Origin of the sequence: Marnyiella aurantia (genome assembly GCF_014041915.1) — a bacterium.
Taxonomy (GTDB): Bacteria; Bacteroidota; Bacteroidia; order Flavobacteriales; family Weeksellaceae; genus Marnyiella; species Marnyiella aurantia.
The window spans coordinates 1,553,831-1,565,849 of record NZ_CP059472.1 but is presented as its reverse complement, the minus strand read 5'-3'; the positions used below and the strand labels follow the sequence as shown (position 1 = coordinate 1,565,849).

Below are 12,019 nucleotides of genomic sequence, written 5' to 3'. Positions count from 1 at the left end.
TCATGAAAAAAATACTGTTTTTTGTAATCAGTTTAATAATAATTTCCTGCAACGGGCAGGAAGGAAAAACCGTTAATAATAAAACCAAGAAAATGAATAGTAATAAAAAAATGGAACAACTTGTATTTGGTGGCGGATGTTTTTGGTGTGTCGAAAGCTGTTTCAATATGCTGAATGGTGTAGAATCTGCAATCTCCGGTTTCGCAGGCGGGCATAAGGATAATCCTACTTACGAAGAAGTTTCTACAGGAGAGACGGGACATGCCGAAGTCGTACAGATCACTTATGATCCTCTGGTAATTTCGTACGAACAGCTTATGGAAGTATTTTTCTTCCTTCACGACCCTACAACGCTAAACCGTCAGGGTAATGATGTCGGGACACAGTACCGGTCTGTAATTTTCTATAAAGATGAAGCCGAGAAGGCAAAAGCCCAGGCAGCCATCAAACTTTCTGAAAGCTCAGGAAAGTGGAGCGGGACTTATGTTACGGAACTGGCTCCTTTGGAGAAATTTTGGACTGCAGAAAGCTACCATCAGGGATATTACAATCAGAATCCGAATCAGCCTTACTGCTCAGCAGTGGTCGGTCCTAAGATACAGAAGTTTAAAAAATATTTTGGTGAAAAAGGTTGGCTGGAAGCCGATGCACAATAAAGATAATGGCGAAGATCAAACTTCGCCATTTTTTTGTTTTAACCCGTTAGTCTAATTCCTTACCATTTCCGTGTGCGGAATATTATCTTCCAGGTATTTCCTGCCGGTGTCTTCAAACCCCACTTCACCATAAAACCGAAGCAGGTAGTCCTGTGCTGAAATCCTTATCGCGGAAGTACGGAAACGTGCTTCAATAATGTTAATGGCAAATTTCATCAGGACTTTTCCGAACTTCATTTGCCGGTAGTTTTGGTTGGTAAGAACCCTGCCGATGGAAGCTTCAGAGTATTTTATCCCCGGTGCAAATATCCGGCAGTAAGCTGCAACATCACCATTCTTGATTGCCCAAAGATGCAGTGCCTGCTGGTCGTAACTGTCCAGGTCGGGGTAGGGGCACTGCTGTTCTACTACAAATACGTCTACCCGTGCTTTTATAACAGAATAGAGTTCTGATGCGGTAAGTTCGCCAAAGCTTTTTACAGTCCAGACAACATCATCCATCAAACCTGATTTTGTTTTTTTTAAGAAGATCGTTGGTCTTGGAAATGTTTTTCAGGATTTCGGCACAGCCTTCCTTCTTCTCTGCCGAAGTAATATAAACAGGTGGTAGTTCTTCCCAGGTTTCAAGCAGTTTGGTCTTATAATCCTCAACGTTTTTCAGTGCGGCATTAGGTCTCAGCTTGTCGGCTTTTGTAAATACAATTGAAAACGGAACGCCGCTTTCCCCACACCACTCCATAAATTCCAGGTCTATTTGCTGTGGAGTATGGCGCACATCTACCAGCACATACAGATTAACAAGGTTTTTCCGGTTCAGGATATAGTTGGTGTTCAGTTTCTCGAAATCCTTACGCATTACTTTAGAAACACGTGCGTATCCGTAGCCGGGTAAATCAGTGAGATACCATTCTTCATTTACAATAAAATGGTTAATGAGCTGGGTCTTGCCGGGAGTCTGTGAGGTCTTTGCCAGGTCCTTATGGTTCATCAGTGCATTAATAAGCGAAGATTTCCCCACATTGGAGCGGCCAATAAAGGCGTACTCAGGTAGGTTGGGCTCGGGGCAGTCCTGCCATCTTTGTGAGCTTTTAAGGAACTCAACCGTTTTGATAATCATATATTGAATTTAAAAAAAAATGGAAGTTAATCACTTCCACCTATATTATTCCTTATTCGCGGCTTTTCAGCCAGTCATAAAGGATTTCATTGAAGGTCTCGGGTTTCTCCATCATGGCAGCATGTCCACATTTATCAATCCAGAACAAATCGGAATCAGGGATCAGTCTGTCCATTTCAATGGCAACCTCCGGGGGCGTTACATTATCCTGCTTACCCCATATAATGCAGGTAGGCGTCGTAATTCTGTGAAGTTCCGGTTCCATATTGTGTTTTATGGCACTTCGGGCAAGCATCACCGTCTTGATGCCCTTGCTGCGGTCATTGACCACAGAAAAAACTTCATCAACAAGTGATTCAGTGGCTACAGAGGGGTCGTAAAAAACTTCTTCGGCCTTTTTCCGGATGTAATCCCGGTCATTTTTCCGCGGAAAGCTGTCGCCAAAGGAGCGCTCATACAAACCTGAGCTCCCGGTCAGCACTAAATATCGCACAAGATCTGGGCGGGACAGTGTGAGAATAAGACCCACATGTCCGCCCATCGAATTTCCCACCACGATGGCTGGTTCTCCTACCTCCTCCTCTATGAATTTAGCTACAAATTTTGCCAGACTTGATAAGTTGGTATTGAGAATAGGCAGATCATATATAGGAAGGTCCGGGAAGTACACCTTATAACCTCTTTTCGAGAAAAAATCAATAAGCAGTGTAAAATTGCTCAAGCCACCCATCAACCCCTGAAGGAGTACAATCGGTTTGCCTTCGCCCTCCTGTATGAAGGTAAATTTTTTCTTCTTTTTCGTTTTAAAAATCATAGATTTTGTTCAGTAACTGCAAAATTACGAATTACAGCCATGGTGCAGAATAATTCGTAACATTTTATAAAAATAATCTTTTATTCTGAAATCGCCTATTCCGGCGGTTCTTTTTTGCTCAGTTACAAGCCTTTTTACAACTGCTTTTATTCCAGCGACTTCCGTTCCGTAACTTATCATTCCAAAAGTTATAAACAATAAGGCAAAAAGTGGTAGAAAGTGGGAGGTTTTGGAAATAAATATATAAATTTGTCCCAAATGAATAATTTCATAGGCACATACGAATGCAAAATAGACGACAAAGGGCGCCTGAAGCTGCCTTCATCGCTGGCTAAGCAGATGGAGAACTTTGGTGGTGATGCCTTTGTAGTAAAGCGTTCCGTATTCCAGCCGTGTCTTGAAGTATATCCAATGGACGCCTGGGAAAAGCTTATGATGAAGATTAACCGCCTGAACCGGTTTCAGAAAAAAAATGCTGATTTCATCCGGAGCTTTACTGCGGGACTAAAAACGGTGGAGCCTGATACAGTCGGAAGGCTGCAGATTTCCAAAGATCTTACGCTTTATGCCGGACTTAGCAAGGAAGTGGTAATTACAAGCGCCGGCGAACTGTTCGAAATATGGGACAAGGCTGCCTATGAGAAAGTGATCATGACCACCGAAGCCGATTTTGCAAACCTTGCGGAAGAAGTAATGGGCGACATCAGTTTCGACGAAGAAATTTAACACCAGAATTTATATCAATGTATCATAATCCCGTCCTTCTTAAGCAGAGCGTAGATGATTTGGTCACCCGTCCGGACGGTATTTATGTGGACTGCACTTTCGGCGGCGGCGGGCATTCCAGCGAAATACTGCAGCGTCTTTCGCCTCAGGGAAGACTCTTTGGATTTGATCAGGATCTCGATGCATTAAAGAATAATATTGAAGACGAGCGGTTCACGCTGGTCAATCAGAATTTCCGCTTTCTGGAAAACTCGCTGCTCCTTTACGGTATTTCCCAGGTAGATGGTGTGCTGGCGGATCTGGGAGTTTCGTCCCATCAGTTTGATGCTGCTGAAAGAGGCTTCTCCACCCGAAGCGACGCGCCGCTGGATATGCGGATGAATGTCCTGCAGCAACTGGATGCCAAAGCGGTCATCAATGATTATGAAGAAGAGCATCTTGCTGATATTTTCTATCATTATGGTGAGCTTCGTGAAGCACGCAGGTTAGCCCGGGAGATTGTTCATCACCGTAAAATAAAAAGAATTGAGACCACGGAAGACCTGAAAAAAATCTTCAGTTATATACCGCAGTTTAAGCAGAATAAATTTTATGCGCAGTTATTTCAGGCGGTGCGTATTGAGGTAAACCAGGAACTGGAAGTTTTGAAGGATATGCTTCAGCAGGCTTACTCGGTTCTTAAACCGGGTGGACGTTTGGTGGTTATTTCCTACCATTCCCTGGAAGACAGGCTGGTGAAAAGATTTCTGAAGAACGGAATGTTTGAAGGTGAGCCAGCAAGAGACATCTACGGAAATTATAATAAAACTTTCGAACTGCTGAAAAGCAAAGCAACTGTGCCCGACGGGGCTGAAATAGAGACCAACTCGCGTGCGAGAAGTGCAAAAATGAGAACAGGAATTAAACTCTGAGGCAGCTCAGGTATTGACAATTGGCAAAAAAAACAACATACAAACCTCAGAAAAAATTAACCTTTATAGATATCATAAAGGGGAATTTCCTGAACCGGGATGAGATCAAAACGCATTACCGCTATTTCCTGCTGCTCTTTGTGCTGATGATGGTGATGATCTACAGTAATCACAAGGTAAACCAGAAGATTGAGGTTGTTAATGAATTGAAAGAACAGACAGAAGAATTTAAATCGAGGAATGCTTATGCTCAGAGCCGACTTATTAAGGTGAAGATGGAATCCCAATTGGGAAAGGAAATGATCCAGGATTCACTTCTACCGTTGGAGAGTCATCCTCATAAATTATTGATTAAACTGGACAGCAGCTATGCAAAAGCAGAGTGATTTCGACAGAAAAAGACGTAAAACGTTAAGATGGGGCTACCTTTTTGCATTGGTAGCATTTCTTGTGTTTGTGCTTTTCCTTGTACGGATAGTCATTTTGCAGAATACTAATGTAGAGGCCATTAAAGAGGATTATATCAGTAAAAACTATCGGGAAGCCAAATTGAAAGCGGCACGTGGAAATCTCTACGCCGCAGACGGGTCCATACTGGCGACCACGGTAATGCGCTATGATATTTATATTGACTTCAAGGTTATTCGCGACAGTGTATACAGCAATAATATAGGCGCTCTTACAGACTCCCTGAACGTTATGTTCGGTAAGCCGAGAAATATTTACCGTCAGCGCTTTGATGAGCAGCGCAAAAAGAAAAACCAGTATTATGCACTGGTGAAGGGTCTGGATTTCGATGAGTACGACCGTATACGTAAGTTTCCGATCTTCAGCCGGGGCAAAAACCGGGGTGGATTCATTGTAGACCGTAAATTTAAACGGGAACTGGCAACTACGGAAATTGGGGCCGGAACAATTGGAATGGATAACGGTCAGTACAAGTCCGGTCTGGAAGCTGCATTTTCCAAATACCTGTCCGGTACCGACGGCACACGGCTGGAACAGCGCGTAAACTCCAGTCAGTGGAAACCTATCGATTTTTGGAAAGCCATCGAACCTGTAGACGGTCATGATGTGTTTACAACCCTGGACCTCCGTATCCAGGATATAGCACACTCTGCACTGGAGAAGCAACTTGTCAAGTTTGATGCCCATCATGGCAGCGTTTTGGTCATGGAAGTCGCTACAGGAAAAGTTCGCGCTATGGTAAACCTTACCCGTACAGAACCGGGTATGTACGTGGATTCCTATAATTATATCCTGAAAGATGGGATTGAGCCGGGCTCTACCTTCAAGACTGTTTCACTGCTTGCAGCAATGGACGATGGATTCATCACCGAAAAATCAACTGTAAATGTGGGCAATGGGGTGTGGACTTACGCCGGACAGCGTATTTCCGACGGTCATGGTGGTGGTACCTATGAAATAAGTGATGTACTGGCCAAATCCAGCAATGTAGGAACAGCAAAACTGATCACACAGCATTACGCAGCTAATCCTCAGATCTTCCTTAACCATCTGAAACGATGGAAGATGTTTGACAAGATGGATATTGAGTTACCAGGGGTTACGAAGCCGTTTATATACACTCCGGAACACAAACGCTGGAATGCAGCCACGCTTGCTTCCATTTCCTACGGATATTCAACCAATTTTAATCTTCTGCAGCTTTCTACATTTTATAACGGAGTGGCCAATAAGGGAACAATGCTGAAGCCACTGTTTATAGACCGAATAATGAAAGACGGTAAAACGGTATACGAAGCGAAACCGGAAGTAATGGTGAAGAAAATGGCATCGCAGGAAGCAATATCCATGATGACCAGCGCACTTACCAAAGCTGTTGAGAAGGGAACCGCCAGAAGCATCTTTACACCCAATTTAAAAATGGCCGGTAAGACCGGAACGGCCAGATTCGAATATTGGTTGCCGGGACCAATGAAGTACCGCGCATCATTTGCTGGCTTTTATCCTGCAGATAATCCAAAGTATACCTGTTACGTAATGGTAGATCAACCGGATAATTCCAAGGGTTTCTATGGCGGGGTGGTTTCTGCGCCTGTATTTAAAGAGATTGCCGGAAAAACTTTCCTGAAGACGCCTCAGAATATTGAACAGTCTATGCTGGTTGACCGAAAGGTCGACTTGTCTAAAATGACAGCCCGAAATATAAAACTGAACATCACCGACGGACGTATGCCGGCTCTCGTGGGTTTAATCGGAAAAAATGTTATTCCACAACTGGAGAATGCCGGTTATAGAGTGGATTATAAGGGTGTAGGAAAGATCCGTGAGCAGTTTCCCGAAGTTGGATCCGTTATCGGGAAAAATCAGAAGGTATATCTTACGCTTCAATAACTGGAAATAGTAATAAACATAAAGCCGCGGATAGCGGCAAAACCGATTCATGAATTTACAGTCATTACTAAGCAGAATCCCTACGCTGGAAATTAACGGTGAACTGAACCGTGAAGTTTCTTCAGTAGTATCCGACAGCCGTCTGGCTGTGGAGGGATCACTCTATGTCGCGCTGAAAGGTGTGACAGCAGAGGGTCATCTGTTTATTAATCCTTCAATACGCAATGGTGCAGCAGTAATTGTTTGCCAGGAATTTCCTGCGGAACTGGATGCGCAGGTAACATACGTCCGCGTAAAGGATACCGCTACGGCTTTGGGTGCACTTGCTTCCAATTGGTATGGAAATCCTTCTCAAAAGCTCAAGCTTACAGGAGTCACCGGAACAAACGGTAAAACGTCAGTTTGTACCCTTTTGTTTGATATCTTCACTAAACTGGGCCACCAGTGTGTCCTGATTTCTACTGTAGATTACAGGATAGGCGACAAGGTGATGCCTTCAACACATACGACACCGGATGCTCTGACCATCAACAGAATTATGGCAGAAGCTGTGGAGCAAGGCTGCGACTATGCATTTATGGAAGTGAGTTCGCATGGAATTCATCAGCACAGAACTGAAGGACTTACCTTTAGTGTTGCGGGCTTTACCAATATTACGCATGATCATCTGGACTATCATAAAACTTTTGATGGATACCTGCGCACTAAAAAAAGTTTCTTCGACGGATTAAGTTCCGATGCTGTAGCAATTACGAATCTGGACGATAAAAACGGACGTGTCATGATGCAGAATACGGCCGCTCAGACGAAAACCTATGCGCTAAAGACCATGGCCGACTATCATGGCAGGATGCTGGAAGCAGATTTTAACGGTATGATGCTCCATTTTAACGGCAAAGAATTCTGGACCACCCTTACCGGACGGTTTAATGTATATAATCTGTTACTGGCCTTTGCTGTCGCAGTGGAGTTGGGAAGGACCGAGGAAGAGGTACTGACAGCAATGTCTGAGCTTAAACGGGTAAACGGCCGGTTTGAAATCATAAAGTCTGACGGCGGAATCTTCTTCGTTGTGGATTACGCTCATACACCTGATGCTTTGGAAAATCTGTTGGACAGCATCAACGAAATCCGGACAAAAAATGAAAGGCTGATCACCGTTTTTGGCTGCGGCGGCGACCGCGACCGGGAAAAAAGACCTTTGATGGGCAAGATTGCGGCCCGTAAGTCCACTTTGGCCATTCTTACATCCGACAATCCACGTACTGAAAGCCCGGAATTAATTATCAAGGAAATTGAAGCCGGTATTGAGCCACAGTATTTTAGTAAATATACAGTAATCGCCGACAGAAAGGAGGCGATCAAAATGGCTATTAAGTTTGCCGAGCCGAAGGACATTGTTCTGGTTGCCGGAAAAGGCCACGAAACCTACCAGGAAATCAATGGAGTAAGACACCATTTTGACGACCGTGAGGTCATTGGCCATCTTTGGAAACAGATGTCCAAGTAAGAATATTAACAGATCCCTTAATTTAACCAGATATAATGCTATACTACCTGTACGAATATTTTACTGCAAACGGAATTCATATTCCGGGTCTTAATCTGTTGCGTTACATTTCTTTCAGAGCAGCGTTGGCGGTTCTGTTCTCTTTGGTAATCGCATTGGTATACGGTAAAAGGATTATCAATTATCTACGAAACCGTCAGATGGGCGAACTGGTACGTGATCTTGGCCTTGAAGGTCAGAAGCAGAAAGAAGGTACACCTACAATGGGCGGCCTGATTATTATTATTGCTACGCTGATTCCTGTCCTCCTGTTTACCAAAATATTAAATGTGTATATCGCATTACTGATTGTCTCCGTGGTTTGGATGGGTGCCATAGGTTTCATAGATGATTATCTGAAGAAAATCAAGAAAAATAAAGATGGACTTTCGGGTAAATTCAAGGTGATCGGTCAGGTAGGTTTAGGTCTCATTGTAGGAGTTACCATGTATTTTCATTCGGACATCACTGTGAAAAGAAAATATGCAGATGCACCTGTGGTGAACCGTAATAATGTGGAAAGAAACTTTATGCCTACGGAAAAGTCAACGGTTTCTACGGTGCCTTTCTTCAAGAATAATGAATTTGATTACAGCAAAATCCTTTTCTGGATGGATGAGGAAGGTCAGCAGGAATGGGCCTGGGCGATTTTTATCCCACTTGTAATCTTTATAGTAACAGCTGTGTCCAATGGCGCTAATATCACGGACGGTATAGACGGTCTGGCCGCGGGTACAAGTGTCGTCATACTCCTGACACTTGCATTTCTGGCCTATGTGTCGGGGAATATAATTTTTGCGGACTACCTTAACATAATGTTCCTCCCAAATATGGGTGAGACTACCATATTTACGGTAGCACTGGTAGGTGCTGTCATCGGTTTCTTCTGGTATAATACCTACCCGGCACAGGTATTTATGGGAGATACCGGCAGTTTAATGCTGGGAGGTGTAATTGCCGTACTTGCAATCATACTGAGGAAGGAACTACTGATTCCGGTACTGTGCGGAATATTCCTGGTCGAGAATATATCAGTTATGCTGCAGGTTGCAGTATTTAAATACAGGAAAAGGAAATTTGGGCTGGAGTACGCACAGAACAACCGCTTCTTCAAGATGTCACCGCTTCACCATCATTATCAGAAGAGCGGGTATCATGAAAGTAAGATTGTAAACCGAATGATCATTATTGGAGTGATGATGGCAATTATATGCCTGATTACACTGAAAGTAAGGTAATTACACCTGAAATAGCTGGTGAAATTTAACAGGATTAAAGAAAGAGAGATGAAAATAGTTGTTTTAGGAGGTGGCGAAAGCGGCGTGGGAGCAGCGTATCTGGCGATGAAAAAAGGGCTGGACGTATTCCTGTCGGATAAAGGCATCATCAAGGACGAGTATAAAGCAATCCTTACAGAAAACAATATTGAATTTGAAGAAGGGAACCATGATGAAGAACGCATTCTGCAGGCAGACTGGATTATAAAATCTCCCGGAATACCTAAGAAAGCCGATCTGATTGTCAGGATTAACGAAAAAGGCATCAGGCTTTCATCCGAAATAGAATTTGCTTCAGAATTTACAAGTGCAAAGATCATCGCGGTTACCGGTAGTAATGGAAAGACTACAACTACCTCTCTGATCTACCATATTCTGAAGAATGACAATATGAATGTCGGTTTGGGCGGTAATATCGGAAAAAGCTTCGCAAAACAGGTGGCAGATGAAAACCATGAATACTATGTTCTAGAGGTTAGCTCTTTCCAGCTGGACGACATCCAGAACTTCAGACCTTATATCTCCCTGCTGCTGAATTTGAGTCAGGACCACCTGGACCAGTATAACTATAATTACGAAGAATATGCGCTTGCGAAGTTCCGTATCGCCGAAAATCAGGAGAATGATAATTTCTTCATCTACAACCGTGATGATGAAATGAGCCTGAACCTGCTGGAAAGACTTGAGATTAAAGCCAAAAAGCTGCCTTTCTCCCTGAAAGAGAAGGTAAAACCGGGGGCGTATGCCGATGAGGATAAGATTTATGTGAAAATGCAGGATCACTTCTCAATGAAGATTGACGAACTGTCCCTGATCGGCAAGCATAATATAGCTAACAGTCTTGCAGCCTCACTCGCCGGTAAGATATTAAATATTACCAGTGAAAGTATAAGAAACTCACTGATGACTTTTCAGGCTGTAGAGCACAGGCTGGAACTAGTAACCGAAGTTGATGGTGTTAAATATATAAATGACAGCAAAGCAACAAACGTAAATGCGGCATATTACGCGCTGGAGAGCATGAAGGGGCCTACCGTCTGGATCGTAGGTGGCGTAGATAAAGGAAATGACTATACCGAAATTGAAGATTTGGTAAAAAGAAAGGTATCGGCTATTATTTGCTTGGGTCTGGATAATGAGAAAATCATCAATTTTTTCCAGGGCAAGAAAGATCACATTTACGATACTTCGAGCATGGAGGAAGCAATCAAAATCAGCAGATCGGTTGCACAAAAAGGAGATACAGTCCTTCTGTCACCGTGCTGTGCAAGTTTCGACCTCTTCAATAGCTATGAAGACAGGGGTGATCAGTTCAAAAAAGAAGTATTGCAAAAAGTGACTATTTGATCAGCATTAAACAAAAGTATAAGTCATGAACGAATTAAAAGCAGAAAGCAGGAAGGAGTTTCTTAAGGGCGATAAAGTCCTTTGGATGGCTATTATTGTGATTTCTGTCTTTTCCATATTCCCGGTATATTCAGCCAGTTCTAATCTGGAGTATATCGTAAACAACGGGACTACTACCAGTCACGTGATCAAGCATATGTTCTTTGTGATTATAGGCCTTGTAATCATGCGCATGGTGGGCATGATAAAGTATGAAGTCATAGGCAAGCTGAGCAGTGGACTTCTGGTAGTAACCATCGGCCTGCTGGGAATCACCATGTTTACCGGCCAGACTATAGACGGTGCCAGTGCCTCCCGCTGGCTTAAGATTCCAGGAACGCCGGTTTCCTTCCAGCCTTCTTCATTCGCTTATCTGATGCTTATTATCTATCTGTGCCGGTATCTAACGAAAAAGATAAAGCGGGACCGGCTGCCCATAGAGAACATATTTTACATTTTTGGCTCCATACTTCTGGTACTGCTTCTGGTAGGCAAGGACAACGGGTCTACAGCACTTATGATACTTATCGTGTCTGTAGCGGTTCTTATCGTCGGGCAGCTGAACTGGAAGTATATCGCTGGATTCATTGGTACCTCAATAGTTGCAATTACCCTCTTCATCATGGTGGCTTTGAATACCAACCTCATTGGCGGCAACAGGGTACATACCTGGATGAGCCGTGTAGAGGTTTTCATGAACTCTAAACAGGGTGCCCAGATTGAAGACGAAAGTGATAAAGCCAAGAACTACCAGGTGATGCAGGCCAAAGCAGCAATTGTCCATGGCGGAATTACAGGAATGGGGCCGGGCAAAAGTGCACTTAAGCAAATGCTGCCTCAGTCTGCTTCGGATTTCATCTTTGCCATCATTGTAGAAGAATACGGATTTTTTGGGGCTGCATTTCTCATCGCACTCTATCTGATCATTATAATACGGATCGTAATGATCGCCAGTAAAATGCCGGCATTCTTCGGCTCGCTGCTCGTACTCGCAATGGGAATAATGATTTTTGTGCAGTTGGCAGTAAACATAGCCGTGGCCGTAAATATTATTCCGGTTACCGGACAGCCTTTGCCACTTATCAGTTATGGTGGTACCTCCATGCTGGTAACCTATATACAGCTGGGGCTGGTACTTAACGTGAGCTCAAGAATCCAGGTTTTTGATGAAGAAGGGATGGGCAAGAAACAGAGCATTGAAGAAATTAATGATATTGCATAAGCG

Annotated in this window: 12 protein-coding genes; 9 read left to right on the top strand and 3 right to left on the bottom strand. The window is 43.5% G+C overall.

Annotation, left to right across the window (positions count from 1 at the left end):
• The first annotated feature begins 2 nt into the window (after positions 1-2).
• The gene (gene msrA / locus H1R16_RS07195) at positions 3-656 is read left to right on the top strand and encodes a peptide-methionine (S)-S-oxide reductase MsrA (RefSeq protein ID WP_181887249.1); all 654 of its coding nucleotides are present in this window, start codon (positions 3-5) and stop codon (positions 654-656) included.
• Between the two features lie 51 nt (positions 657-707).
• Here the strand turns inward: msrA and H1R16_RS07190 are convergent, their stop codons facing one another.
• Genes H1R16_RS07190 through H1R16_RS07180 form a run of 3 tightly spaced genes read right to left on the bottom strand, consistent with a single transcriptional unit; the run spans position 708 to position 2,587 of the window.
• The gene (locus H1R16_RS07190) at positions 708-1,157 is read right to left on the bottom strand and encodes a GNAT family N-acetyltransferase (protein ID WP_181887250.1); all 450 of its coding nucleotides are present in this window, start codon (positions 1,155-1,157) and stop codon (positions 708-710) included.
• A complete protein-coding gene (gene yihA / locus H1R16_RS07185) occupies positions 1,150-1,773 on the bottom strand; it encodes a ribosome biogenesis GTP-binding protein YihA/YsxC (RefSeq protein WP_181887251.1) in 624 nt (207 codons plus the stop codon). The genes H1R16_RS07190 and yihA overlap by 8 nt, the downstream gene beginning before the upstream one ends.
• A gap of 52 nt (positions 1,774-1,825) precedes the next feature.
• Positions 1,826-2,587 carry an alpha/beta fold hydrolase gene (locus H1R16_RS07180; protein WP_181887252.1) on the bottom strand — a complete coding sequence of 254 codons (762 nt, stop codon included), beginning with the start codon at positions 2,585-2,587 and terminating at the stop codon, positions 1,826-1,828.
• 258 nt (positions 2,588-2,845) lie between these two features.
• Between H1R16_RS07180 and mraZ the strand changes: the two genes are divergently transcribed.
• From mraZ to H1R16_RS07140, 8 genes are read left to right on the top strand one after another with little or no spacing between them, the layout of a single operon-like run.
• Positions 2,846-3,313: a division/cell wall cluster transcriptional repressor MraZ gene (mraZ, locus tag H1R16_RS07175; protein WP_181887253.1), complete on the top strand. Its 468-nt coding sequence runs from the start codon at positions 2,846-2,848 to the stop codon at positions 3,311-3,313.
• A 17-nt stretch (positions 3,314-3,330) separates the two neighbouring features.
• Positions 3,331-4,224, top strand: coding sequence for a 16S rRNA (cytosine(1402)-N(4))-methyltransferase RsmH (rsmH, locus tag H1R16_RS07170; protein ID WP_181887254.1), 894 nt, complete (start codon positions 3,331-3,333; stop codon positions 4,222-4,224).
• Positions 4,225-4,244: 20 nt separating this feature from the next.
• On the top strand, positions 4,245-4,610 hold the full coding sequence (locus H1R16_RS07165) for an FtsL-like putative cell division protein (protein WP_181887255.1): 366 nt from the start codon (positions 4,245-4,247) through the stop codon (positions 4,608-4,610).
• The gene (locus tag H1R16_RS07160; RefSeq protein ID WP_181887256.1) at positions 4,594-6,582 is read left to right on the top strand and encodes a penicillin-binding transpeptidase domain-containing protein; all 1,989 of its coding nucleotides are present in this window, start codon (positions 4,594-4,596) and stop codon (positions 6,580-6,582) included. The genes H1R16_RS07165 and H1R16_RS07160 overlap by 17 nt, the downstream gene beginning before the upstream one ends.
• Positions 6,583-6,631: 49 nt before the next feature.
• Positions 6,632-8,092: a UDP-N-acetylmuramoyl-L-alanyl-D-glutamate--2,6-diaminopimelate ligase gene (locus tag H1R16_RS07155; RefSeq protein ID WP_181887257.1), complete on the top strand. Its 1,461-nt coding sequence runs from the start codon at positions 6,632-6,634 to the stop codon at positions 8,090-8,092.
• 35 nt (positions 8,093-8,127) lie between these two features.
• On the top strand, positions 8,128-9,369 hold the full coding sequence (gene mraY, locus H1R16_RS07150) for a phospho-N-acetylmuramoyl-pentapeptide-transferase (protein ID WP_181887258.1): 1,242 nt from the start codon (positions 8,128-8,130) through the stop codon (positions 9,367-9,369).
• Positions 9,370-9,417: 48 nt separating this feature from the next.
• On the top strand, positions 9,418-10,755 hold the full coding sequence (gene murD, locus H1R16_RS07145) for a UDP-N-acetylmuramoyl-L-alanine--D-glutamate ligase (RefSeq protein WP_181887259.1): 1,338 nt from the start codon (positions 9,418-9,420) through the stop codon (positions 10,753-10,755).
• A gap of 25 nt (positions 10,756-10,780) precedes the next feature.
• Complete coding sequence (locus H1R16_RS07140) at positions 10,781-12,016, top strand: FtsW/RodA/SpoVE family cell cycle protein (RefSeq protein ID WP_181887260.1); 1,236 nt, start codon at positions 10,781-10,783, stop codon at positions 12,014-12,016.
• The last annotated feature ends 3 nt before the right edge of the window (positions 12,017-12,019 follow it).